Origin of the sequence: Arenimonas caeni (assembly GCF_003024235.1) — a bacterium.
GTDB classification, from domain to species: domain Bacteria; phylum Pseudomonadota; class Gammaproteobacteria; order Xanthomonadales; family Xanthomonadaceae; genus Arenimonas; species Arenimonas caeni.
On record NZ_KZ679091.1, the window covers coordinates 1 to 23,396 of the forward strand.

Annotated in this window: 20 protein-coding genes and 1 pseudogene; 7 read left to right on the plus strand and 14 right to left on the minus strand. The window is 70.6% G+C overall.

What is annotated here, in order from left to right; genetic code table 11:
* The 6 genes from C6N40_RS08645 to purB all read right to left on the minus strand — a co-directional run.
* On the minus strand, window positions 1-315 hold a 315-nt coding region (locus C6N40_RS08645; protein ID WP_338024589.1), incomplete at its 3' end, for a biotin/lipoyl-containing protein.
* 33 nt (window positions 316-348) lie between these two features.
* Entirely contained in the window at window positions 349-3,174 is a 2,826-nt protein-coding gene (locus tag C6N40_RS08650; protein ID WP_106990624.1) for a 2-oxoglutarate dehydrogenase E1 component, read from the minus strand.
* A gap of 184 nt (window positions 3,175-3,358) precedes the next feature.
* A complete protein-coding gene (locus tag C6N40_RS08655) occupies window positions 3,359-4,318 on the minus strand; it encodes a GNAT family N-acetyltransferase (RefSeq protein WP_106990625.1) in 960 nt (319 codons plus the stop codon).
* A 4-nt stretch (window positions 4,319-4,322) separates the two neighbouring features.
* On the minus strand, window positions 4,323-5,519 hold the full coding sequence (locus C6N40_RS08660) for a cupin domain-containing protein (protein WP_106990626.1): 1,197 nt from the start codon (window positions 5,517-5,519) through the stop codon (window positions 4,323-4,325).
* 17 nt (window positions 5,520-5,536) lie between these two features.
* Window positions 5,537-6,706: a hypothetical protein gene (locus C6N40_RS08665; protein ID WP_106990627.1), complete on the minus strand. Its 1,170-nt coding sequence runs from the start codon at window positions 6,704-6,706 to the stop codon at window positions 5,537-5,539.
* Window positions 6,707-6,717: 11 nt separating this feature from the next.
* On the minus strand, window positions 6,718-8,085 hold the full coding sequence (gene purB / locus C6N40_RS08670) for an adenylosuccinate lyase (RefSeq protein ID WP_106990628.1): 1,368 nt from the start codon (window positions 8,083-8,085) through the stop codon (window positions 6,718-6,720).
* A gap of 135 nt (window positions 8,086-8,220) precedes the next feature.
* On the opposite strand from purB, the gene C6N40_RS08675 reads away from it, so the two are divergent.
* Window positions 8,221-9,627 (plus strand): class II fumarate hydratase, encoded by a 1,407-nt coding sequence (locus tag C6N40_RS08675; protein WP_106990629.1) that lies wholly within the window; start codon window positions 8,221-8,223, stop codon window positions 9,625-9,627.
* Window positions 9,628-9,634: 7 nt separating this feature from the next.
* Here C6N40_RS08675 and C6N40_RS08680 read toward each other — a convergent pair whose 3' ends face one another.
* From C6N40_RS08680 to C6N40_RS08705, 6 genes are read right to left on the minus strand one after another with little or no spacing between them, the layout of a single operon-like run.
* Window positions 9,635-10,396, minus strand: coding sequence for a DUF4097 family beta strand repeat-containing protein (locus C6N40_RS08680; protein ID WP_106990630.1), 762 nt, complete (start codon window positions 10,394-10,396; stop codon window positions 9,635-9,637).
* 19 nt (window positions 10,397-10,415) lie between these two features.
* Window positions 10,416-10,988, minus strand: a complete 573-nt coding sequence (locus tag C6N40_RS08685) for a DUF2884 family protein (protein WP_106990631.1) — start codon at window positions 10,986-10,988, stop codon at window positions 10,416-10,418.
* A 10-nt stretch (window positions 10,989-10,998) separates the two neighbouring features.
* The gene (locus C6N40_RS08690) at window positions 10,999-11,952 is read right to left on the minus strand and encodes an ABC transporter permease (RefSeq protein ID WP_106990632.1); all 954 of its coding nucleotides are present in this window, start codon (window positions 11,950-11,952) and stop codon (window positions 10,999-11,001) included.
* Window positions 11,949-12,806: an ABC transporter ATP-binding protein gene (locus C6N40_RS08695; RefSeq protein ID WP_106990633.1), complete on the minus strand. Its 858-nt coding sequence runs from the start codon at window positions 12,804-12,806 to the stop codon at window positions 11,949-11,951. The genes C6N40_RS08690 and C6N40_RS08695 overlap by 4 nt, the downstream gene beginning before the upstream one ends.
* The gene (locus C6N40_RS08700) at window positions 12,806-13,171 is read right to left on the minus strand and encodes a GntR family transcriptional regulator (protein WP_106990634.1); all 366 of its coding nucleotides are present in this window, start codon (window positions 13,169-13,171) and stop codon (window positions 12,806-12,808) included. The genes C6N40_RS08695 and C6N40_RS08700 overlap by 1 nt, the downstream gene beginning before the upstream one ends.
* Window position 13,172: 1 nt before the next feature.
* Window positions 13,173-13,439: a hypothetical protein gene (locus C6N40_RS08705; RefSeq protein WP_162782162.1), complete on the minus strand. Its 267-nt coding sequence runs from the start codon at window positions 13,437-13,439 to the stop codon at window positions 13,173-13,175.
* 141 nt (window positions 13,440-13,580) lie between these two features.
* Here C6N40_RS08705 and C6N40_RS08710 point away from each other — a divergent pair, with 141 nt between their 5' ends.
* The 5 genes from C6N40_RS08710 (at window position 13,581) to C6N40_RS08730 (ending at window position 17,270) form a co-directional block, all read left to right on the plus strand.
* Window positions 13,581-14,141, plus strand: coding sequence for a glutathione peroxidase (locus C6N40_RS08710; RefSeq protein WP_106990636.1), 561 nt, complete (start codon window positions 13,581-13,583; stop codon window positions 14,139-14,141).
* Between the two features lie 116 nt (window positions 14,142-14,257).
* Window positions 14,258-15,034, plus strand: a complete 777-nt coding sequence (bamJ, locus tag C6N40_RS08715) for a BamJ family beta-barrel-assembly machinery protein (RefSeq protein WP_106990637.1) — start codon at window positions 14,258-14,260, stop codon at window positions 15,032-15,034.
* An 8-nt stretch (window positions 15,035-15,042) separates the two neighbouring features.
* A complete protein-coding gene (locus C6N40_RS08720; RefSeq protein ID WP_106990638.1) occupies window positions 15,043-16,386 on the plus strand; it encodes a UDP-glucose dehydrogenase family protein in 1,344 nt (447 codons plus the stop codon).
* Complete coding sequence (locus C6N40_RS08725; protein WP_106990639.1) at window positions 16,383-16,598, plus strand: SlyX family protein; 216 nt, start codon at window positions 16,383-16,385, stop codon at window positions 16,596-16,598. The genes C6N40_RS08720 and C6N40_RS08725 overlap by 4 nt, the downstream gene beginning before the upstream one ends.
* Window positions 16,599-16,607: 9 nt before the next feature.
* The gene (locus C6N40_RS08730) at window positions 16,608-17,270 is read left to right on the plus strand and encodes a DUF2058 domain-containing protein (protein WP_106990640.1); all 663 of its coding nucleotides are present in this window, start codon (window positions 16,608-16,610) and stop codon (window positions 17,268-17,270) included.
* 100 nt (window positions 17,271-17,370) lie between these two features.
* Here the strand turns inward: C6N40_RS08730 and metH are convergent, their stop codons facing one another.
* Both metH and C6N40_RS08740 read right to left on the minus strand, forming a co-directional pair.
* On the minus strand, window positions 17,371-21,081 hold the full coding sequence (gene metH, locus C6N40_RS08735) for a methionine synthase (RefSeq protein ID WP_240183486.1): 3,711 nt from the start codon (window positions 21,079-21,081) through the stop codon (window positions 17,371-17,373).
* A pseudogene (locus C6N40_RS08740) lies at window positions 21,081-22,007 on the minus strand (ArsR/SmtB family transcription factor); the annotation flags it as partial. The gene metH and the pseudogene C6N40_RS08740, both read right to left, overlap by 1 nt.
* A 126-nt stretch (window positions 22,008-22,133) precedes the next feature.
* On the opposite strand from C6N40_RS08740, the gene C6N40_RS08745 reads away from it, so the two are divergent.
* Window positions 22,134-23,330 (plus strand): acyl-CoA dehydrogenase family protein, encoded by a 1,197-nt coding sequence (locus C6N40_RS08745; RefSeq protein WP_338024590.1) that lies wholly within the window; start codon window positions 22,134-22,136, stop codon window positions 23,328-23,330.
* Window positions 23,331-23,396 lie beyond the last annotated feature (66 nt).

Sequence of the window (23,396 nt, forward strand, 5' to 3'; positions counted from 1 at the left end):
GGCCTTGGCCGGGGCGGCGGCCGGGGCAGCAGCCGCAGGCGCGGCAGCGGCGGCGGGCGCCGGAGCCGGCGCGGCGGCGCCTTCCTCGATGACGGCCACGACCTGCTGGCTGGTCACCGTGTCGCCTTCCTTGAACTTGATTTCCTTCAGCACGCCGTCGACCGGCGAGGGCACTTCGAGCACGACCTTGTCGGTCTCGAGGTCGAGCAGGTTCTCGTCGCGACGGACGGCGTCACCGGCCTTCTTGTGCCAGGTGGCGATGGTGGCGTCGGACACGGATTCCGGAAGAACCGGGACTTTGACTTCGATGCTCATGGACGAGGTCCTGGATGCGTGGAAAGGGCGGGCTTATTCAGCAGTGTGGGTGTTGGGCGCGTTGACGAGGGCGTCCTCGATCAGCTGCGCCTGTTCGGCGTTGTGCGTGTTCAGGTGGCCGGCGGCCGGCGAGGCCGAGCGCGCGCGCCCGGCGTAGCTCAGCGACTGGCCCTTGCCCAGGCAGAAGTCGAGGTGGTGGCGGATCTGGTACCAGGCGCCCTGGTTCATGGGCTCCTCCTGGCACCACACCACTTCCTTCGCGGCGCCGAAGCGCTTGAGCTCGGCGGCCAGGGCCGGGCGCGGGAAGGGGTAGAGCTGCTCGACGCGGACGAGGGCGACGTCCGTGATCTTCTTCTCCTCGAGCGCCTCGACCAGGTCGTAGTAGACCTTGCCGCCGCAGACGACGACGCGGCGGGCCTTCTTCGGGTCCTTGCAGCTGGTGTCGGGGATGAGTTCCTGGAAGCCGCCCTTGGCCAGCTCGTCGAGCGTGGACACCGACAGCTTGTGGCGCAGCATCGACTTGGGCGTCATCACCACCAGCGGCTTGCGGGTGGCGCGCAGCATCTGCCGGCGCAGCATGTGGAACATCTGGGCGGGCGTGGTCGGCGTGCAGACCTGGATGTTGTCGAGCGCGCACAGCTGCAGGAAGCGCTCGAGGCGCGCCGAGCTGTGCTCGGGGCCCTGGCCTTCGTAGCCGTGCGGCAGGAACAGCACCAGGCCGCAGAGGCGGTCCCACTTGGACTCGCCGGAGGTGATGAACTGGTCGATCACCACCTGGGCGCCGTTGGCGAAGTCGCCGAACTGGCCTTCCCAGATCGTCAGCGTCGCCGGCTCGGCGGTGGCGTAGCCGTACTCGAAGGCCATCACGGCCTCCTCGCTGAGCAGGGAGTCGATGACCATCGCGTGCTCGGGGTTCTTCACCAGCGCGCGCAGCGGCATGTACGACTCGCCGGTGGCCTGGTCGTGCAGCACCGCGTGGCGATGGAAGAAGGTGCCGCGGCCGGCGTCCTGGCCGACCACGCGCAGCTTGTAGCCCTCGCTGAGCAGGGTGGCGTAGGCCAGGTTCTCGGCGAAGCCCCAGTCCATGGCCAGCTCGCCGGCGGCCATCTTGCCGCGGTCGTCGTAGATCTTGCCGACGCGGGCATGCAGCTTCAGGCCCTCGGGCAGGGTATTGATGCCTTCGGCCAGCTTCACCAGTTCGGTGCGCTTGACGGCGGTCTTGACCTCGTCCTTGAGCTTGCCCTTGAGCCACGGGGTCCAGTCGACCGCGAACGGGTCATCGCCGACCTTGACCAGCTCGGTCGTCACGTCGCCCTTGTCGAGCTTGTCGCGGTAGCCGTCCACCAGCGCCTTGGCGGCGGCGGCGTCGAGCACGCCCTCGGCGATGAGCGCGTCGGCGTAGAACTCGCGGGTGGTCTTGCGGGCGCGGATGTTCTTGTACATCAGCGGCTGGGTGGCCGCCGGCTCGTCGGCCTCGTTGTGGCCGTGGCGGCGGTAGCAGACCAGATCGATGACGATGTCGCGGCCGAACTCCTGGCGATAGTCGAAGGCCAGCTGGGCGCAGAAGGCCACGGCCTCCGGGTCGTCGCCGTTCACGTGCAGCACCGGCGCGCCGACGATCTTGGCCGGGTCGGTGCAGTACAGGGTGGAACGGGTGTCGTCCGGGCGGTGGGTGGTGAAGCCGACCTGGTTGTTGACCACCACGTGCACGGTGCCGCCGACGGCGAAGCCGCGCGCCTGCGACATCTGGAACAGCTCCATCACCACGCCCTGGCCGGCGAAGGCCGAGTCGCCGTGGATGAGCACCGGCAGCACCTGCTTGCGGGCGGCATCGCCGCGGCGCATCTGGCGCGCGCGCACGGAACCGGCCACGACCGGGTCGACGATCTCCAGGTGCGAGGGGTTGAAGGCCAGGGCCAGGTGTACCGGGCCACCCGGGGTGGCGACGTCGGAGGAGTAGCCCATGTGGTACTTCACGTCGCCCGAGTGCGCGGGGTCGTCGTTGTGCTCGAACTGGCCGCGGAACTCGTTGAACAGCTTGTGCGGCGGCTTGCCCATCGTGTTGATGAGCACGTTCAGACGGCCACGGTGGGCCATGCCGATGACCACGTCCTTGACGCCGTCGCGGCCGCCGCGCTGGACCAGCGTGTCCATCAGCGGGATCAGCGAGTCGCCACCCTCGAGCGAGAAGCGCTTCTGGCCGACGAAGGCGGTGTGCAGGTAGCGCTCGAGGCCCTCGGCCGCGGTCAGGCGCTCGAGCAGGCGCAGCTTGGCGTCCTTGTCGAAACCGAACTTGCCGGCGGCGCCCTCGAGGCGCTGCTGCATCCAGCGACGCTGGTTGGCGTCGGAGATGTGCATGAACTCGGCGCCGATGCTGCCCGAGTAGGACGCGCGCAGCCGGGCGAGCAGGTCGCGCAGCTTGAAGCGCGGCTCGGCGAACCAGGTGTCGGCGGTGAACTCGCGGTCGAGGTCGGCGTCGCCGAGGCCATGGAAGGCCAGGTCCAGGTCAGGGGCCTCGGGGCGGGCCATCATGCCCAGCGGGTCGAGCCTGGCGCCCAGGTGGCCGCGCGAGCGGTAGGCGGTGATCAGCTTGCCGACGGCGGCCTGCTTGCGCGCGGCCTCCTCGTCCAGCCCGCCGGCCACCAGCGGGGCGCGGGCGGCGGCCTGCACCCGGGCCATGACGGCCGAGTGCGGCACGTCGCCGGCCTCGCGGCCCTTGAGGCCGTCGAAATAGGTTTTCCAGGCCGCCGGGACGGCGTCAGGATCGACCAAGTACTGCTCGTACAGGTCTTCGATGAAGGCGGCATTGCCGCCGCCGAGCTGAGAGGTCTGCTTGAACTGCTTGATCAGACTGTCCACGTCCCTGGCCTGGCCCGCCCAGATGGCGGGTAAGTGATTGATGGAATGGGATGTCGGGGCGCCGCGAAGGGGCGACGACAAGGCCAAAGATTATAGCCCGCGTGGCGGGGAACCGGAACCCGATGCAGCTTCGGGTCAGGCCCCGTTCGGGGCCGGTGTGCGCAAGCGGGCCGGGCGCGCCGGCTCAGATGCCGAGCGCGCGGAACTCGGTGCAGGGACGCGAACGCTCCCAGACCCGGCCGAAATGCTCGGCCAGTTGCCGGGTGCGGGCCGGATTGGCCGGGCTCCAGTCGCCCTCCCAGCGGCTGCCGAGCTGGCGGAACAGGTAGCCGTCGGCATCGTTGGCCAGGAAGGCCGAGGGGTACTGCAGGTCGACGTCGTCGGTGGGCGTGCGGAACTGGAACACCGAGGTCATGCGCTGGGCCAGGCCCAGCAGCGGATGTCCCTGGCCCTGCACGGCGGCCGGGTCGAGCAGCAGGACCTGCACCACGCCGCCGCGGCCGGAAATGGCGAACTGCTTGAAGGCCTCGATCACGGCCGGCTGCGAATACAGCACCGGGTCGAGGTCGCGGCTGAACAGCCACAGGGCCCGCCGGGCGCTGCCCACCAGGGCCAGGGTGGCCTCGGTGGCCGCCGAGAGACTGTCGAATTCGCTGCTGCGCACCGACGGCGCGCGCGCCCGGGCCGGGTATCGCTCCGGGCCCGCCAGCGGCTCGAGCTCGCGGCGCATGGCGCGGTGTTCGATGCCGGCCTCCATGAAGCGATCGCCGTAGGGCACGAAGCCGTGCTTGGCGTAGAAACCTTCGGCGCTGCACTGGGCGTTGAGCGTCACCTCGGTCCAGCCGAGGCTGCGCGCCTTGTCGAGCAGCGCCACCAGCAGCGCGTCGCCGACGCCCTTGCCGCGCCACTCGGGCAGCACCGCCATGCGGCCGATCTTGCGCTCGGGCGTGAGCCGGCCGGTGCCGATCGGCCGGCCGCGCTCGTCGCGGGCGAGCACGTGGTGGCTCTTGGGATCGAGCTCGTCCCACTCTTCCTCCTCGGGCACTTTCTGCTCGAGGATGAAGACCGTCTCGCGTACCGAGCGCAGGTCGGCCAGGTCGGTGGCGTAGTCGGCGGGTTCGATGCGGAAGTCGGTCGGGATCATGGGGTCACCGGTGGCATCGGGGCTTGGTGGGCTGATAGTGGCCCGCGGCCACCAGTCTTTCCAGCGCTTCACGCCCCGCGGCGCCCAGGGCGGCCACGTCGTCGGCGCGCAGCTGGTCGGCGGCGGCCAGGCGGCGGGCGTCGGCGACGCCCATGGCGAAGGACAGGCCGCTGGCGTGCAGGCGCGCCTTGCGGCCCTCGCGGGCCCAGGCCATGCGCGAGTGCGGGTGCCGCAGCAGCAGGCCGCCGGCCTCGAGGCTGGCGGCCACGGCCCCGGGCCGCGGCGGGCGGGCCGGTGCCGTGATTTCGCCGGCGCTGCGGTACTGGCTGATGAAACGGCCGAACCAGCGGCGCAGTTCGGTTTCGTCGAGCTCGGTCAGGCGCGAGAGCGCCTGGCGCACGCGGCCGAAGGCGGCCTCGTCGATTTCCCAGGGGTCGGAGGGCGGGGCCAGGTCCGGGTCGCCGTAGCGCGCCTCCTCGGGCACCGCGGCGGCCAGCTCCTCGGCCAGGTCCACCATCAGTTCGGCCCGGGAGGGCGCGCGCATGCCGACCGAAATGGTCAGGCAGGGGTCTTCGGCCACGCCGTGGTGGGGCACGTTGGGCGGCAGGTAGAGCATGTCGCCCGGGGCCAGCACCCAGTCGTGGTCGGCGTCGAAACGCTGCAGCAGCTTGAGCTCGACGTCGGGGCGGAAGTCGGTGGGCGCGCCCGGCCGGCTGTCGATCTGCCAGCGGCGGTGGCCGTGGGCCTGCACCAGGAACACGTCGTACTGGTCGACATGGGCGCCGACCGAACCACCAGGGGCGGCGAAGCTGACCATGATGTCGTCCACGCGCCAGGCCGGCAGGAAGCGGAAGTGCCGCAGCAGCCCGCGCACGTCCATGTCCCACTTGTCGACGTCCTGCACCAGCAGGGTCCAGTCGCGATCGCCCATGGCCGGGAACATGGCCTCCTCGAACGGCCCGGTGCGCAGCTGCCACTTGTCGCGCTTGCGGTCGTGCACGACCACGCGCGAGAGCGCGGCTTCTTCGCAGGCCAGGCCGGCCAGGTCCTCGGGCGTGATCGGCGACTGGAAGTCGGGGAAGGCATTGCGCACCAGCAGCGGGCGCTTTTGCCAGTAGTCGCGCAGGAAGCGGGCGGGCGGCATGCCCAGCGGCCAGTGGCCGCGGGCGTGGATCTCGATGGGCGGGACGGTCTTGGCCATGCCGCCATTCTAGTCCGTCACGCGCCGGCGAAGGTCTGGCCGAGGGCGAAGTGCGCGCTCATCCAGGCCAGCCCCACCGCGCTCGCCACCAGCCAGGCCAACTGCCGCCGCGGGCCCGCCAGCCAGGCTGCCAGCGCCACGAACACCGGCAGGCAGGCCGCGACGTACCGCCCCATGCTCACCAGGGTGCCGGTGCTCCAGGGCAGCAGCACGTAGACCAGGACCAGCAGCGCGAGCGGGCGCTGGCCCGCGCGCCACAGCCAGGCCGCGGCGGCCAGCGCCAGCAGCAGGCTGGCGTTGTTGAGCCAGACCAGGTTCCAGGGCGCGGCCAGCAGCAGCGGGTCGGCCGCCCAGCGCAGCAGGTGCTTGGTGAAGCTGCCGCCGTCCCGTCCCCAGGCCGCCTGGATGTCCGCGAAGGCCAGGGCATTGCCGGTGGCCTGCCACAGCCACGCCATGAACGCCGCCAGCCCGGCCATCGCCACCAGCGGGTAGAGCCAGCGCCGGGACCAGCCCGCCTTCGGGTCGCGGCGTGCTTCCCACCACAGCAGCGGCGCCAGCAGCACGCCCACCGCGCGGGTGCCGCCGGCGAGCATCGCCGCGCCGGCCATCAGGCCCCACCGGCGCTGCGCCATCGCCAGCAGGGCGGTGGCCAGCAGGGCGGCGAACAGCGACTCCGACCAGGGCAGGGAGAAGAAGTGGCTGGCCGGAAACAGGGCCAGGCAGAGCAGGGAGCGATCGGCCAGGTCGCGGTTCCACTGCACCTGCACCCAGCGATGCATCTGCACCAGGGCGATGAAGAACAGCAGGTGCGCCATCAGCAGGCCCGAGGCCGCCGGCGACAGGCCCGTGGCCTGCAGCCCGCGCCAGAGCATCGGATGCAGCGGGAAGAAGGCCCAGTTGGCCTGCCGGCTGGCATCGAAGGGACGGGCCTCGTAGCCCCCGGTGGCGATGTCCTGGTACCAGCTGGCGTCGTTGGCCAGCACCCGGGCTTCGAGATGGGCGAGATCCTGATCGGTGAGCAGGCGCAGCGTGGAGGCGTCGTCGCCCGCCGCCGGCCATTGGTGCATCACCGAGGTCGCGACGGCGGCCGCCAGCAGGACCAGCAGGCGCGAGAGCAGGAAGGCGAAGGCGGCGGCCCGCAGCGCCGCGCCCCAGTCGGGTGCCCGGACCGCTGCGTCCGCCTGCACGGCCGGAGGGCTCAGATGCCGCGGGCGAGGTCGGTGGCGAGGCCGGTGTAGCTGGCCGGGGTCAGGGCCAGCAGGCGGGCCCTGGCCTCGGCCGGCAGGTCCAGGCCCTCGACGAAGGCGCGCATGGACTCGGCGGTGATGCCCTGGCCGCGGGTGAGCGCCTTGAGCTGCTCATAGGGATTGGGCAGGCCGTGGCGGCGCATGACCGTCTGCACCGGCTCGGCCAGCACTTCCCAGGCGGCGTCGAGGTCGGCGGCCAGGCGCTCGGGGTTGGCGCTGAGCTTGCCCAGGCCGCGCAGCAGCGCGTCGAGCGCCACCAGGCTGTGGCCGAAGGCGGTGCCGAGCGCGCGCAGCACGGTCGAGTCGGTCAGGTCGCGCTGCCAGCGGCTGATCGGCAGCTTCTCGGAGAAGTGGCCGAACAGGGCGTTGGCCAGGCCGAAGTTGCCCTCGGCGTTCTCGAAGTCGATCGGGTTGACCTTGTGCGGCATGGTCGAGCTGCCGACTTCGCCGGCCTTCACGGCCTGCTTGAAGTAGCCCAGCGAGATGTAGCCCCAGACGTCGCGGCACAGGTCGACGAGGATGGTGTTGATGCGCCGCTGCGCGTCGCACAGCTCGGCGATGCCGTCGTGCGGCTCGATCTGGGTGGTGTAGGGGTTGAAGTCCAGGCCCAGCGACTCGACGAAGCGCTGCGCCAGCGCCGGCCAGTCCACCTCGGGGTAGGCCACGACGTGGGCGTTGTAGTTGCCCACCGCGCCGTTGATCTTGCCGGGGAACTCGATGCTGTGCATCACCGCCACCTGGCGCTGCAGGCGCGCGACCACGTTGGCGATCTCCTTGCCGACCGTGGTGGGCGAGGCCGTCTGGCCGTGGGTGCGCGAGAGCATGGGCATGCCGGCGTGCTCGTGCGCCATCGCCCGCAGGGTCTCGATCACTTCCGCGGTCTTCGGGGCGATGACCCGGGTGTAGGCCTCGTGCAGCATCAGCGCGTAGCTGAGGTTGTTGATGTCCTCGCTGGTGCAGGCGAAGTGCACGAACTCCAGGGCCGGGCCGAGCTCGGCGTCGTCCTTCAGGCGCTCCTTGATGAAGTACTCCACCGCCTTGACGTCGTGGTTGGTGGTGCGCTCGATCTCCTTCACCCGCGCGGCGTCGGCCACCGAGAAGCCTTCCGCGAGCGCGCGCAGGCGCGCGGCGGCGGCGTCGGAGAAGGGCGCCAGCTCGGCGATGCCCGGCTCGGCCGCCAGGGCCAGCAGCCATTCCACCTCGACCCGGACGCGGGCCCTGATGAGCCCGTACTCCGAGAACACCGGGCGCAGGTCGGCGGCCTTGCCGGCGTAGCGGCCATCGAGCGGGGACAGGGCGGTGAGGGCGGCGTCGGACATCGTCGGGCTCGGCGGGGCGGGAAAGACCGCCATTCTACCCGTTCTTCCCCATTCCCCCTCTCAGGAAGGTCTTCGGGCCTGAAGGCCCTCCTGCAAGGGCGGTATGCTCGGGGCACCCCGAGCAGGAGGACCGCCATGGCCGGCAAGACCCGCACCGAACGCGACAGCCTGGGCGAACTGGAGGTGCCCGCCGAGGCGCTCTACGGCATCCAGACCCAGCGCGCCGTGCTCAACTTCCCGATCTCCGGCCTGCGCATGCCGCGCGGCTTCATCCGCGCCCTGGGCCTGGTCAAGGCCGCCGCGGCCGAGGCCAACGCCGGCCTGGGGCACCTTCCGCAGGACGTGGCCGAGGCCATCCGCGGCGCCGCCCTGCAGGTCGCCGCCGGCGACCTGGATGGCCAGTTCCCGGTGGACGTGTTCCAGACCGGCTCGGGCACCTCGAGCAACATGAACGCCAACGAGGTCATCGCCCGCCTGGCCTCGCGAGCCCTGCGCCGGCCGGTGCACGGCAACGACCAGGTCAACATGGGCCAGAGCTCGAACGACGTGGTGCCGACCGCCATCCAGGTCGCCGCCGTGCTGGCCTGCCGCGAGCAGCTGCTGCCGGCCATCAAACACCTGCGCCTGGCGATCGACCGCAAGGCGCGGCGGGTCGGCAAGGTGGTCAAGACCGGCCGCACCCACCTGATGGACGCCATGCCGCTGACCCTGGCCCAGGAGCTGGGCACCTGGTCGGCCCAGCTGGCTTCGGCCGCGGCCCGCATCGAGGACACGCTCGATCGCGTGCGCCAGCTGCCGATCGGCGGCACCGCCGTGGGAACCGGCATCAATGCCGACCCGCGCTTCGGCAAGCGGGTGGCCAAGGCGCTGTCGTCGCTTTCGGGCCAGCGTTTCGTGCAGGCGCGCAACCTGTTCGAGGGCATCGCCTCGCAGGACGCGGCGGTGGAGCTGTCGGGCCAGTTCAACGTGCTGGCGGTGGCGATGATGAAGATCGGCAACGACCTGCGCTGGATGAACTCCGGGCCGCTGGCGGGCCTGGGCGAGATCGAACTGCCGGCGCTGCAGCCGGGCAGCTCGATCATGCCGGGCAAGGTCAACCCGGTGCTGCCGGAGGCTGCCTGCATGGTCTGCGCGCAGGTGATGGGCAACCACGCCACGGTGACGATCGCGGGTGCCAGCGGCAATTTCCAGCTCAACGTGATGCTGCCGCTGGTGGCGCACAACCTGCTGCAGTCGGCGCAGCTGCTGGCCAATGCGGCGCGGGTGCTGGCCGATGGCGCCATCGCCGGCTTCGGCGTGCGCAAGGACCGGCTGGGCGAGGCGCTGGCGCGCAATCCGATCCTGGTGACCGCGCTCAACCCGGTGATCGGCTACGAGAACGCCGCGGCCATCGCCAAGCAGGCCTACCGCGAGGGCAGGCCGGTGCTGGAGGTGGCGATCGAGCGCAGCGGGCTGGATGAAAAGACGCTGCGCAAGTTGCTCGATCCGGCCGCGCTGGCGCGCGGCGGGATCCATGGCGCCCCCGGGGGCGGGGGCGGCTGAGCCGGGCTCAGTTCGACGGCAGGCTGGTGCGGCCGCGCACGCCGCCGTGCCGGACCTCGCCACTGCCGACGCGTTCGACGACCAGGTCGCCGGCCACGTCGCGCACGTCCACGTCGCCCGAGCCGATGCTGCCTACGTCCACGCTGCCGCCGACCCCGTCGAGCTCGACGTCGCCGGAGCCGACCGAGCCGATGCGGGCATCACCGCCGATCCGCGAAGCTTCGACGTCGCCCGAACCCACCGAACGGATGTCCAGGCTGCCGACGCGGTCGATCTCCACGTCGCCGGAGCCGACCGAGACCCGCATCGCACCAGTGATGTCGCGTGCGTCCAGGTCGCCCGAGCCGACCCGGGCCTCCAGGCGGCTGACGCCCCGGACCGAGGCGTCGCCCGAACCCACGTCCACTTCGTAGGCCAGCCCGGCGGGCAAGGTGGCGTCCACGACGAGGTTGGCGTAGGTCGGCGAGAAGAAGATTCCGACCGACTGGCCGCGGCGCTCGATGCTGACGACCAGGGTGTCGCCCTGGCGCCGCGTCTCGACCACCAGCTGGTCCAGGTAGTCGGGATCCGAGGCGCAGGCACGCACGTCCAGCCGGGCCGGCGCGTCGTCGGTGCCGCCGGCCAGGCGCAGGTCGTGCGAGTTGACCTCGAAGCGCACCGTGGCCACGCCCTCGAGCGAGGGCGCGAGCTGGCGGCGATCTTCGTGCTTGCAGTCGTCCGCGCTGGCCAGGGCGGGGGCGAGCAGGAGAAGCGGAATGAGTCGTTTCATGCTCTGGTCTCCCGTGGAGTCAGCGGTTGTCGCCGCACTTTTCGATGTCGGACGGATCCATCTCGGCATAGGGCGCGAACTCGGGCACGGCCTCGACCAGCGCCTGCTGCGCCTCGTAGAGCGCGGGCAGACGGTCGCACAGCGCCCGGGCCTGGGCCTCGAGTTCGCCGGCCTGTTCCTTGACCGCCTGCTCGACGCCGGCGGTGCCCTCGCCATCGACCAGGGCGCCGAAGGCTGTCTTCATCGCGTCCTTGGCCAGGCCGGCACCCTGCAGGCCGATCTCGGCGCCGGACACCGCGATTTCCGCCACTTCGCCGCGGTAGGCCAGCAGCTTTTCGCGCTGCGCCGCGTCCAGGGGCACGGTCTTGCCGTCGATCAGCAGGTCGCCCTGCGGGGTGATCTCGGCGCGGGGCGCGCCGTCGCGGCCCTTGCCCAGGGAGATGTTCTCGTTGGCCAGTTCGTTGCGGATTTCGTCGCGGACTTCCTGGGCGACCCGGTCGACCAGGCCGCGGCCGCTTTCATCCTGGCCGCCTCCGGTGCAGGCCGCGAGGGCCAGCACCGGGGCGATCATGAGCGCCGGAATCAGTTTCATGGCGTCCTCCTCAGCCTTCGTCGCGATTGCGGCGGAAGTACACCGCACCGAAGATCATGGCCACGCCGACCGCCGCGCCGATCCAGATGTCGGGCTGGGCGAACACGCCCCAGGCGCTGGTGATGTCGACCAGGGCGGCCAGGTCCTTCGGGCCGTCGATCGGGCCGGCGGGCTCGACGGCAACGGTCGGCATGAAGGCGCCCGGGGCGATGCTCAGCAGGCCGCGGTAGGCGACGACGTACCAGAGCTTGTCGTGCGGGATCTCGATGCCCTCGAAGATGTCGGTGAAGCTGATCATCGCGCAGGCCAGGATCGGCACGGCCGTGGCCCACAGGAAGGGCAGGCGGCGGGCCCAGGCCGAGCAGAGCATCAGCCAGCCGACGGTCGGCAGCGACCAGATCACCTGCACCGGCAGCGTCGCCAGCACGGTGAACACGACCTTCAGAGGGTGCGACTCGGTGATGACGCCGGCGGCGCCGGGCACGCCGGAGGCCGCGGCGCCCAGCAGGGCCACCAGCCACAGGGCGACGCCGATCAGCAGGCCGACGGCGACCGCCGCGAGCGGGGCGAGCACCAGGGCCCAGGCCGCCTTCGACAGCACCATCTGCGCGTCGGTGATGGGCATCGACTTCCAGAACAGGATGCTGCGGTCGCGGCGGTCGTCGTAGAGCGAGCCCAGGGCGTAGAAGAAGATGACGAAGGCCATCACCGACAGCGCGATGCCGACGCCGCTGGCCAGCAGCACGTCACCCATGCCGCCCAGCTGGGCCGCGTGTTCGGCCATTTCGGCCGGGGTGCCGCTGCGGTTGACCTCGTGCATGTTCTCCCGGGCCAGCATCGCGCCGGCGACGCTGGCGACGGTCGAGAACAGCACGGTGATGCCGCCCACGACGATCGGCGCCCAGAAGAATCCGCCGCGGTTCTCCCAGTATTCGCGCTTGAGCAACCACTTGAACGTGTTCATGCGTAGGTTCCCTTCATGGTGGCGACGAACAGGTCGGCGATGCCGGGGTTGCGGGTCTCGCCGAACGCGGCGAGCTGGACCCGCGGCACGCCGTCGAACAGCATCACGGCCTTGCCGAACACGGTGCGCTCGTCGATGGGCTTGAGGGCGCGGGCGGCCTCGGCCTTGTCGGGCGCGACCATCACCTCGGTGAATCGCTCGCCCACCTCGTCCATGCTCGACGACAGCACGATGCGGCCGTCGCGGATGAACATCAGGTCGGTGAGGATGTGCTCGATCTCCTCGACCTGGTGGGTGGTGACGACGATCGTCTTGTTCTCGTCGAAATAGTCCTCGAGCAGGTTCTGGTAGAACTGCTTGCGGTAGAGGATGTCCAGGCCCAGCGTGGGCTCGTCGAGCACCAGCAGCCTGGCGTCGATGGCCATCACCAGGGCAAGGTGCAGCTGCACGATCATGCCCTTGGACATCTGCTTGACTTTCATGTCCGGGTGCAGCTTGGTGTGCGCGATGTAGGACTGGGCCTTGGCGCGGTCGAAGCGCGGGTGCACCCCGGCGACGAAGTCCACGGCGTCCTTCACCTTCAGCCAGCGCGGCAGCACGGCGACGTCGGCGATGAAGCACACGTCCTGCATCAGGGCATCGCGCTCGGTGCGCGGGTCCTTGCCCAGCACCTTGAGCTCGCCCTCGAAGGGCACCAGGCCGAGCGCGGCCTTGAGCGTGGTGGTCTTGCCCGAGCCATTCGGGCCGATCAGACCGACGATGCGGCCGGCGGGGATCTCGAAGCTGATCGAATCAACGGCCGGCTTGCCGTTGTAGCGCTTGGAGAGGTTGCGGGCGGAGATGACGGCACTCATCACTTGGTCTCCTTGCTGGCCTGGCTGACCAGGCGGTCGATGTCCAGGCCCAGTCGCTGGATGCGCTCGACGACGAGCGGCCACTCCTCCTTCAGGAAGCGTTCGCGCTCGGAGGCCAGCAGCTTCTCCCGGGCGCCTTCGGTCACGTACATGCCAAGTCCCCTTCTTTTTTCCACGAGTTCCTCGTCCGCCAGCTCCTGGTAGGCGCGGGAGACGGTGATCGGATTGAGCTGGTATTCGGCGGCGATCTGCCGCACCGAGGGCAGGGCCTCGCCGGGCTGCAGGATGCCGTCGAGCATCATCGCCACCACCTTGTCCTTGAGCTGGCGGTAGATCGGTGCGCTGTCGTTCCAGGCGATCGTCATGTCAGGACTCCTGGCGCGGCATGAGCGCGGCCATCGAGACGTAGGGCATGGCGATCTGGCGCTTGAGGGCGCCGCGGCCCAGGCGGCTGCGTTCGGCCTGGGCGGTGGTGTCGGCGGCCTCGAGGGTCGCGTCCAGCACGGCCAGCCCGTGGATCGGGTCGGCCGGGCCGATCGCCTGGCTCGGCGGTTCGCCGAGGCCGTAACCGGCGGCCAGGGTGCCCATCGCAATGGCCAGGGCCATCAGGTTGGATCGGAATTTCGGGGTCATAAGGCCTCCCGCGTTGGTGAGGTATTGGTCAGGTGTTGTAGCGAACTATAACACCAGTTTTGCCCCTGTCAACACCCTTTGCACGCCCGGAGGGGCAAACTGATGGCATAGACCCCGGATGGTCCGGGCGGAGGACGTGGCATGGGCAAGCTGATGGGGTGGCTGGCCGCCGGGCTGCTGGCGGCGGCGCCGGCGCTGGCCGGCGAGGGCCTGCTGGACCGGGAGTACCGGGTGCTGGCGGGCAAGGAGAAGGTGAACCTCGCGCAGGCCTATGGCGGCCAGGTGCTGCTGGTGGTCAACACCGCCAGCAAATGCGGCTTCACCCCGCAGTACGAGGGCCTCGAGGCCATGCATGCGAAGTACCGGGAGCGCGGCTTCGCGGTGCTGGGCTTCCCGTCCAACGACTTCATGGGCCAGGAGCCGGGCAGCGAGGAGGATATCCAGGCGTTCTGCACGCTTACCTACGGCGTGAAGTTCCCGATGTTCGAGAAGGTGCAGGTGCGTGGCGCGGGCGCCACGCCGCTGTATCGCGACCTCGCCGCGGCCACCGGCGAGCAGCCGGGCTGGAACTTCCACAAGTACCTGGTGGACCGGTCGGGCAGGGTGGTGGCCAGCTTCGGCAGCCGCACCAAGCCCGAAGACCCGAAGCTGGTCGCCGAGATCGAGCGCCTGCTGGCCGAGCCCGCGCCCGGCGCGCAGTAGGGGCCCGCCGGGGTTCCCGGACCGCCGCGACGGCCGTGATTGCCGTCGCGGCGGCTCGACGCGACAATAGCGGGCGACGTGCCGACCCGGCCCGCCTTACCAGGAGTTCCCCTGCAATGAATCCTTCCCTGCGTTTCGCCGCGCCGCTGGTGCTTGCCAGCCTGGTGCTCGGCCTCAGCGCCTGCAAGAAAGAATCCGCCGACGAGGCCGCCCCCGCGGCCGCCGCTGAAACCGCCGCCGCCGAAGCCGGCGCGCCCATCATCCCCGGCATCGAAGGCCTGGAAACCGGCCGCGACCAGGTGAGCTACATGATCGGCCTGGACATCGGCAATTCGATGAAGGTCATCAAGGACGACCTCGACCTCGACGTCGTGCGCCAGGCGATGGAAGACGCGTTCGAAGGCCGCGAGCCGAAGATCGACGCCGACCAGATGCAGCAGATCCAGGCCGCCTTCACCGCCCAGCTGCAGGCCCGCAAGGCCGCCGAGGACGCCGCCAAGTCCGCCGCCGCCAAGGCCGAGGGCGAAGCCTTCCTGGCCTCCAACAAGGACAAGCCGGGCGTGCAGGTCACCGAGAGCGGCCTGCAGTACCGCGTCGAGCGCGCCGGCAACGGCGCCAGCCCGACGGCGGCCGACATCGTGCGCGTGCATTACAAGGGCACGCTGCTCGACGGCGAGGTATTCGACAGCTCCTATGATCGCGGCGAACCGGCCGAGTTCGGCCTGTCCCAGGTGATCCCGGGCTGGTCCGAGGGCGTGCAGCTGATGAAGGTCGGCAGCAAGTACACCTTCTGGATCCCGGCCGAGCTGGCTTACGGCGAAACCGGCGGCGGCCCGATCCCGGGCAACGCCATGCTGACGTTCGAGGTCGAGCTGCTCGACATCGTCAAGTAAGGGCGGCCATGCGCACCACGGTTTTCGGCACCGGCTACGTCGGCCTGGTCACCGGCACCTGCCTGGCCGAGGTCGGCCACCAGGTGACCTGCGTGGATATCGACGCGGCCAAGGTCGAGGGCCTGCGCCGCGGCGAGGTGCCGATCTTCGAGCCCGGGCTCGAGGAGATGGTGCTGGCCAACCACGGCGCCGGCCGCCTCGGTTTCACCACCGAAGCGGCCGCCGCCATCGAGGGCGCGGAAGTGCTGTTCATCGCGGTCGGCACGCCGCCCGACGAGGACGGCAGCGCCGACCTGCAGTACGTGCTGGCCGTGGCCCGCACCATCGGCCGGCACCTTTCGGCGCCGGCGGTGGTGGTCAACAAGTCCACCGTGCCGGTGGGCACCGCCGACAAGGTGCGCGCGGCCATCGCCGGAGAGCTTGCCGCGCGCGGCGCCGACGTGGCCTTCGAGGTGGTCTCCAACCCCGAGTTCCTCAAGGAAGGCGCGGCGGTCAACGACTGCATGCGCCCCGACCGCATCGTGCTGGGCTCGCGCTCGGCGCCGGCGATCGAAACCATGAAGCGGCTGTACGCGCCCTTCAACCGAAACCACGAGCGCATCGTCGTCATGGACGAGCGCTCGGCCGAGCTGACCAAGTACGCGGCCAACGCCATGCTGGCTACCAAGATCAGCTTCATGAACGAGATGGCGAACATCGCCGAACGCGTGGGCGCCGACATCGAGATGGTGCGCCACGGCATCGGCTCCGACCCGCGCATCGGCTACCAGTTCATCTACCCGGGCGCCGGTTATGGCGGCTCGTGTTTCCCCAAGGACGTGCAGGCGCTAGGCCGCACGGCGCGCCTGCACGGCTACGAGGCGCGCATCCTGGGCGCCGTCGAGGCGGTGAACGAGCAGCAGAAGCACAAGCTGGCCGAGTTGGCCGGCCGCCACTTCGGCGGCGACCTGCGCGGCAAGGTGTTCGCGGTCTGGGGCCTGGCCTTCAAGCCCAACACCGACGACATGCGCGAGGCTTCGAGCCGGGCGCTGCTGGCCGACCTGTGGGCGGCCGGCGCCACCGTGCGCGCCCATGACCCGGAGGCGATGCACGAGGCCGCCCGGATCTTCGGCGAGCGCGCCGACCTGGTGCTGTGCGATACCCCGGCGCAGGCGCTCGAAGGCGCCGACGCGCTGGTGCTGGTGACCGAGTGGAAGGCGTTCTGGAACCCCGACTTCGATGCGCTGGCATCGACCCTGCGCGGGCGCGCGGTGTTCGACGGCCGCAACGTCTGGAACCCGGAGCAGGTCGAGGCCGCGGGGCTGGCCTACTACGGCATCGGCCGCGGCCGCAGCGTGGAGGCCGGGGCATGAACGGCGACGTCGAAAGCCGCCTGGCCGAACTGGAAACACGCCTGGCCTTCCAGGACCATGCGCTTACCGAGCTGAGCGACGCCCTGGCCGAGGCACGGATGGAAGTGGCCAGGAACACCGAGAACCTGGTTCGCGTGCTGGCCGAACTCAAGCAGCTGCGAACGCTGCTTTATGCCGACCCGGGCAACGAGCCGCCGCCGCCGCACTACTGAGCAAGCAAGATGAGCAATTCCCTGCGCGACCAACTGATGGGCCTGGGCTTCAAGGCCCCGGCTCCCGAACCCAGGCGCGAGCGCCCGGCCCGCGACGGCAAGCCCGGCGAGCGGCCGCGTGGCCCTGCCGGCGGCAAACCCGCGGGCAAGCCGGGCGAGGGCCGGCGCGGCGAGCCGCGCGGCGAACGCCGTGGCCCCGGCGGCAAGCCGGCCGGCCGCCGCGAAGGCCGTCCGCCGCGCAGCCAGGAGGAGATCGACCTGGCCAAGGCGTATGCGATCCGCGCCCAGAGGGAAAAGGAAGAGCGCATCGCCGCCGAGAAGGCGAAGCAGGAGGAGGCCGCGCGCAAGCGCGCCGCCAAGGCCCAGGTGGCCGAACTGCTCAAGGACAAGGCGCTCAACGCCGCCGAGGCCGAGCACGCCCGGCACTTCGAATATGGCGGCAAGATCCGCCGCGTGTACGTCACACCCGACCAGCTCAAGGCGCTCAACGCCGGCGAGCTCGCGGTGGTGCAGCTCGACGGCCGCTACCTGCTGGTGACGGCGGCGCTGGCCGACGAGGTCGCGGCGCTGCTGCCGAGCCTGGTGGCGCTGAAGGTCGATCCGGGCGCGCCGGCCGGCGACGACCCGTACGCCGATCCGCAGTACCAGATCCCCGACGATCTGGTCTGGTAGCGGCCAAATAAGGGGACGGGTGCATTTTGCCCCGCGCTGTCACCAGGGCCGGCAGTCCCACGGGGCAAAATGCATCCGTCCCCAAGTCCGCCAAGTCCGGTTATTCGGGGTCGTAGTCGAGGTTGGGGGCGAGCCAGCGTTCGGCCTGCTGCAGCGACACGCCCTTGCGCCGCGCGTAATCGGCCACCTGCTCGCGCGAGAGCCGGCCGACCACGAAATACTGCGAACGCGGGTGGGCGAAATACAGGCCGCTGACGGCCGCCGTGGGCAGCATCGCAAAACTCTCGGTCAGCGCCATGCCGGCGTGTTCGCGCGCGCCCAGCAGGTCGAACAGGGTGGCCTTTTCGCTGTGGTCGGGGCAGGCCGGGTAGCCCGGCGCCGGGCGGATGCCGCGGTAGCGTTCGGCGACCAGCGCCTCGTTGTCGAGTGACTCGTCGGGGGCGTAGCCCCAGAGTTCGGTGCGCACGCGCCGGTGCAGGTGCTCGGCCAGGGCCTCGGCCAGGCGGTCGGCCAGGGACTTGAGCAGGATGGCGCTGTAGTCGTCGTGCGCGGCCTCGAAGCGGGCCAGGTGCGGCTCGATGCCCAGGCCCGCGGTGACCGCGAACCCACCCACCCAGTCCTGGCGGCCGCTGTCGCGCGGCGCGACGAAGTCGGCCAGGCACAGGTTGGGGCGCTCGTCAGGCTTGTCGGCCTGCTGGCGCAGGCAGTGCAGGGTGGCGCGCAGGTGGCCGGCGTCGTCGAGCACCTGGATGTCGTCGCCCGCCGACCGCGCCGGCCACAGGGCGACGACCGCCTTGGCGGTGAGCCACTTCTCTTCGATGATGCGATCGAGCATCGCCGTGGCGTCGGCGAACAGTTCGCGCGCCTGGGCGCCGACCACGGCGTCGTCGAGGATGGCCGGGTAGCGCCCGGCCAGCTCCCAGGACTGGAAGAACGGCGTCCAGTCGATCACCTCGCGCAGGTCGGACAGCGGGTAGTCGTCGAACACGGTCAGGCCCGGCTTGCGCGGCGCCGGCGGCGCGTAGTCGCCCCAGCCGCCGTCGAAGGCCTTGGCGCGGGCCCGCGCCAATGGCACCAGGGGCTTGGCCTCGCCGCGATTGGCGTGGCGCTTGCGCACCTCGGCGTAGTCGGCGGCGTTGGCGGCCACGAACGGATCGCGCAGTTCGTCACTGAGCAGCGACTGGGTGACGCCCACGGCGCGCGAGGCATCCTTCACCCAGACCACCGGCGCGTCGTAGTGCGGGTCGATCTTGAGCGCCGTGTGCGCGCGCGAGGTGGTCGCGCCGCCGATCAGCAGCGGCACCCCGAAACCCTGGCGCTTCATCTCCCTGGCGACGTGGCTCATCTCCTCGAGCGAGGGCGTGATCAGGCCCGACAGGCCGATCACGTCCACCTTTTCCTCGCGGGCGCGGTCTAGGATGACCTGCGCGGGCACCATCACGCCCAGGTCGACGACCTCGAAGTTGTTGCAGGCCAGCACCACGCCGACGATGTTCTTGCCGATGTCGTGCACGTCGCCCTTCACGGTGGCCATCAGCACCTTGCCGCGCGGCTTGCCGGCATCGCCGCTGCGGGCCTTTTCGGCCTCGATGTAGGGAATCAGGTGGGCCACGGCCTTCTTCATCACGCGGGCGGATTTGACCACCTGCGGCAGGAACATCTTGCCGGCGCCGAACAGGTCGCCGACCACGTTCATCCCGGCCATCAGCGGCCCCTCGATGACGTCCAGCGGCCGCGTGGAGCGCTGGCGCGCCTCCTCGGCGTCGGCCTCGACGAAGGCGTCGATGCCGTGCACCAGCGCGTGGCGGATCCGCTCGTCCACCGGCCACTGGCGCCAGGCCAGGTCCGGCGCCTTGCTCTCGCCCTTGCGCGACTTGTGTTTGTCGGCCTCGGCCAGCAGGCGTTCGGTGGCGTCGGCGCGGCGGTTGAGCACCACGTCCTCGACCGCCTCGCGCAGGGCCGGCTCCAGCTCGTCGTAGAGCGCCAGCGCGCCGGCGTTGACGATGCCCATGTCCATGCCGGCGCCGATGGCGTGGTAGAGGAAGACCGAGTGGATCGCCTCGCGCACGGCGTTGTTGCCGCGGAAGGAGAAGGACACGTTCGACACGCCGCCCGACACGTGGCCGTCGGGGAAGCGCCGCTTGAGTTCGCGCGCCGCCTCGATGAAGGCCACGGCGTAGTCGGCGTGTTCGTCGATGCCGGTGGCGATGGCGAAGATGTTGGGGTCGAAGATGATGTCCTCGGGCGGGAAGCCCGCCTCGGCCACCAGCAGCGCGTGGGCGCGGCTGCAGATGGCGACCTTGCGTTCGAAGGTGTCGGCCTGGCCGTCCTCGTCGAAGGCCATCACCACCACCGCGGCGCCGTGCCGGCGCGCCTCGCGGGCCTGGGCCAGGAAGGCCTGCTCGCCCTCCTTGAGGGAGATCGAGTTGACGATCGGCTTGCCCTGGACGCACCTCAGGCCGGCCTCGATCACGCTCCACTTCGAGCTGTCGATCATCACCGGCACCTTGGCGATGTCCGGCTCGGAGGCCACGAGGTTGAGGAAGCGCGCCATCGCCGCCTCGGCGTCGAGCAGGCCCTCGTCCATGTTCACGTCGATCACCTGGGCGCCGTTCTCGACCTGCTGGCGTGCCACCGCCAGGGCTTCGTCGTAGCGGTTCTCCAGGATCAGCTTCTTGAACTGCGCCGAGCCGGTGACGTTGGTGCGCTCGCCGACGTTGACGAAGTTGGTGTCGGGCGTGATGACGAAAGGTTCCAGGCCCGCCAGCCGGGTCCGCGCCGGCAGCGCCGGCGGCACGCGCGGCGGCAGGCCCCGCACGGCGGCCGCGATCGCGGCGATGTGGTCCGGTGTCGTGCCGCAGCAGCCGCCGACCAGGTTGAGCAGGCCGGCTTCGGCGAATTCGCGCAGTACCCCGGCCATCTCGGCCGGGCCCTCGTCGTAGCCGCCGAAGGCGTTGGGCAGGCCGGCGTTGGGGTGGCAGCTGGTGAAGGTGTCGGCCACCTGCGAGAGCACGTCCACGTGGGCGCGCAGGTCGCGGGCGCCGAGGGCGCAGTTGAGGCCGATCGACAGCGGCCGGGCGTGCCGCAGCGAGTACCAGAAGGCCTCGGCCGTCTGGCCCGAGAGCGTGCGGCCGCTGCGGTCGGTGATGGTGCCCGACACCATCACCGGCAGGCGCGCGCCGAGCTCTTCGAACAGCCGGTCGAGCGCGTACAGCGCCGCCTTGGCGTTGAGCGTGTCGAACACCGTCTCGACCATCAGGATGTCGGCGCCGCCCTCGACCAGGGCCCGGGCGGCCTGGCCGTAGTCGGCCACCAGCTGGTCGAAGTGGATGTTGCGGAAGCCGGCGTCCTCGACCTTCGGGCTGATCGAGGCGGTGCGGCTGGTCGGGCCGAGCACGCCGGCGACGAAGCGCGGGCGCGAGGGGTCGGCGGCTTCGGCCGCGTCGGCGCAGGCGCGGGCCAGGCGGGCGGCTTCGCGGTTGAGCTCGGGCACCAGGGCCTCGAGGCCGTAGTCGGCCTGCGACACCGCGGTGGAGTTGAAGGTGTTGGTCTCGACGATGTCGGCGCCGGCGGCGAAATAGCCGGCGTGGATGCCGCCGATGAGGTCCGGGCGGGTCAGCGTGAGCAGGTCGTTGTTGCCCTTGAGGTCGCGCGGGCTGTCGGCGAAGCGCTGGCCGCGGTAGTCGGCCTCGGCCAGGCCGTGGCGCTGGATCATGGTGCCCATGGCGCCGTCGAGCACCAGGATGCGCTCGCCCAGCGCCTGCAGCAGGCGGCCGGCGCGGACGGGGTCGTGCCAGGGCAGGGCGCTCACGGCTTGCGCGCCAGCAGGGTCAGCACTTCGAAGTGGGGCGGCCGCTTCTCGCGCGTCACCGGCTCGCAGACCAGCACCTCCAGCCCGGCCTTCTCGGCATGCTTGCGCAGCTCGCGGGCGCTGAAGCCCAGGTTGACGTGGCCATAGGGCGTGACCGCGGCGCGGTGTTCGTGCTTGCCCAGGCAGGTGGCCACCAGGCGCCCGCCGGGGCGAAGCACCCGCGCCGCCTCGGCCACGGCCTGGGCCGGGCGCTCGGCGTAGGTGAGCGCGTGCATCAGCAGCACCAGGTCGAATTCGGCGTCGGCGAAGTCCAGGGCCTGCATGTCGCCCTCGAGCACCTCGACATGGCGGAGCTTGCGCAGGCGCTCGCGGGCCGCGTTGACCACCCGGGCGCTGGAGTCGACGCAGACGTAGCGGCGCGCGTGCGGGGCCAGCAGTTCGGCCAGCACGCCGTCGCCGGAGGCCACGTCCAGCACGTCGCCGGTTTCGAGCAGGGGCAGGGTGGAGCGCGCCAGGGCTTCCCAGGTACGGCCGGGCGAATAGTGGCGCTCCATGTCGCCTGCCACCGAATCGGCCCAGTTCTGGTCGGCGGCGCGGGTGGCCAGCACCGCCGGCAGGCGCTCGGCGTCCTGGCGCAGCAGCGGGTCGTCGGTGCTGTCGCGCAGCGCCTCCCAGAGCCGGGATTCGCCGGGTTCGAGGCCGTCGGCGTTGAAACGGTAGTAGGCCGAGACGCCGGCGCGGCGGTCGCGCACCAGGTCGGCCTCCTTGAGCCGCGCCAGGTGGGTCGACACGCGCGGCTGGGCCAGGCGCGTGATGGCCGAGAGTTCGGCCACGGTGAGCTCCTCGCGCTCGAGCAGGGCCAGCAGCCGGACCCGGGTGGGATCGGAAAGGACCTTCAAACAGGCCGACCAGGCGTCCAGGTCCATGCTTTATCCTTTCATCCGGATTCAAAGATATTGGAAGGTTAGGCGCGCCCCGCGGGGGCGTCAAGCCGGGCCTCGCGGCCGATTCACGCCGCGTGGACCTGTCCGAGACGGCGCCAGCCGCTACAATTGCCGCCTTGTCCGCAATCTGACCGAGGGTGCCCCGTGGATTTCCGATTCACCGAAGAACAGCTGATGATCCAGGACGTGGCCCGCCGCATCGCGCAGGAAAAGATCGCGCCGAGCGCCGAGCACCACGACCAGACCGGCGAGTTCCCGCTCGAGAACATCCGCACGCTCGGCGAGAACGGCCTGATGGGCATCGAGGTGCCGGCCGAGTACGGCGGCGCCGGCATGGACCCGGTCAGCTACGTGCTGGCCATGATCGAGATCGCCGAGGCCGATTGCGCCCACTCGACCATCGTCTCGGTCAACAACTCGCTGTTCTGCAACGGCATCCTCAAGTTCGGCACCGAGGCGCAGAAGCAGAAGTACGTGCGCGCGATCGCCGAAGGCAAGGAGATCGGTGCCTTTGCGCTCACCGAGCCACAGTCCGGCTCCGACGCCACCGCCATGCGCTGCAAGGCCGTGAAGCAGGCCGACGGCAGCTACGTGATCAACGGCAAGAAGAGCTGGATCACCTCCGGCCCCGTGGCCAAGTACATCATCCTGTTCGCCATGACCGACCCGGCCAAGGGCGCCAAGGGCATCACCGCCTTCATGGTCGACACCGCCAAGCCGGGCTTCCACCGCGGCAAGACCGAGCCCAAGCTCGGCATCCGCGCCTCGGCCACCTGCGAGATCGAGTTCCAGGACTACGTGGCCACCCCCGACGAGGTCGTGGGCGTGGAAGGCGAGGGCTTCAAGATCGCCATGGGCGTGCTCGACGCCGGCCGCATCGGCATCGCCTCGCAGGCCGTGGGCCTGGCCAAGGCCGCCTACAAGGCCGCCTTGGCCTACGTGAAGGAGCGCAAGAGCTTCGGCCAGCCGATCGGTTCGTTCCAGATGATCCAGGCCAAGATCGCCGACATGAAGTGCCGCCTGGACGCCGCCGAACTGCTGACCCTGCGCGCGGCCTGGGCCAAGGGCGAGGCCGACAAGTCCGGCGGCCGCTTCAGCACCGAGGCCGCGGTGGCCAAGCTCACCGCCTCGGAGGCGGCGATGTTCATCACCCACCAGGCCCTGCAGATCCACGGCGGCATGGGTTACTCGAAGGAAATGCCGCTCGAGCGCTATTTCCGCGACGCCAAGATCACGGAAATCTACGAGGGCACCAGCGAGATCCAGCGCCTGGTCATCGCCCGCAACGAGACCGGCCTGCGCTGAGGCCAGGCCCATACTCCGCCGTATCCGAAGCCCCGCTGAAGCGGGGCTTCTTTTTGGCTGCGGAAA

What these genes read in the sequence shown, in the direction of transcription:
- C6N40_RS08705 (WP_162782162.1), bottom strand. Translation starts at nt 13,439, where the DNA reads ATGACCCCGAAATTCCGATCCAACCTGATGGCCCTGGCCATTGCGATG.
- purB (WP_106990628.1), bottom strand. Translation starts at nt 8,085, where the DNA reads ATGTCCGACGCCGCCCTCACCGCCCTGTCCCCGCTCGATGGCCGCTAC.
- C6N40_RS08700 (WP_106990634.1), bottom strand. Translation starts at nt 13,171, where the DNA reads ATGACGATCGCCTGGAACGACAGCGCACCGATCTACCGCCAGCTCAAG.
- C6N40_RS08655 (WP_106990625.1), bottom strand. Translation starts at nt 4,318, where the DNA reads ATGATCCCGACCGACTTCCGCATCGAACCCGCCGACTACGCCACCGAC.
- C6N40_RS08675 (WP_106990629.1), top strand. Translation starts at nt 8,221, where the DNA reads ATGGCCGGCAAGACCCGCACCGAACGCGACAGCCTGGGCGAACTGGAG.
- C6N40_RS08695 (WP_106990633.1), bottom strand. Translation starts at nt 12,806, where the DNA reads ATGAGTGCCGTCATCTCCGCCCGCAACCTCTCCAAGCGCTACAACGGC.
- C6N40_RS08660 (WP_106990626.1), bottom strand. Translation starts at nt 5,519, where the DNA reads ATGGCCAAGACCGTCCCGCCCATCGAGATCCACGCCCGCGGCCACTGG.
- C6N40_RS08725 (WP_106990639.1), top strand. Translation starts at nt 16,383, where the DNA reads ATGAACGGCGACGTCGAAAGCCGCCTGGCCGAACTGGAAACACGCCTG.
- C6N40_RS08730 (WP_106990640.1), top strand. Translation starts at nt 16,608, where the DNA reads ATGAGCAATTCCCTGCGCGACCAACTGATGGGCCTGGGCTTCAAGGCC.
- C6N40_RS08720 (WP_106990638.1), top strand. Translation starts at nt 15,043, where the DNA reads ATGCGCACCACGGTTTTCGGCACCGGCTACGTCGGCCTGGTCACCGGC.
- C6N40_RS08680 (WP_106990630.1), bottom strand. Translation starts at nt 10,396, where the DNA reads ATGAAACGACTCATTCCGCTTCTCCTGCTCGCCCCCGCCCTGGCCAGC.
- C6N40_RS08710 (WP_106990636.1), top strand. Translation starts at nt 13,581, where the DNA reads ATGGGCAAGCTGATGGGGTGGCTGGCCGCCGGGCTGCTGGCGGCGGCG.
- C6N40_RS08690 (WP_106990632.1), bottom strand. Translation starts at nt 11,952, where the DNA reads ATGAACACGTTCAAGTGGTTGCTCAAGCGCGAATACTGGGAGAACCGC.
- C6N40_RS08685 (WP_106990631.1), bottom strand. Translation starts at nt 10,988, where the DNA reads ATGAAACTGATTCCGGCGCTCATGATCGCCCCGGTGCTGGCCCTCGCG.
- bamJ (WP_106990637.1), top strand. Translation starts at nt 14,258, where the DNA reads ATGAATCCTTCCCTGCGTTTCGCCGCGCCGCTGGTGCTTGCCAGCCTG.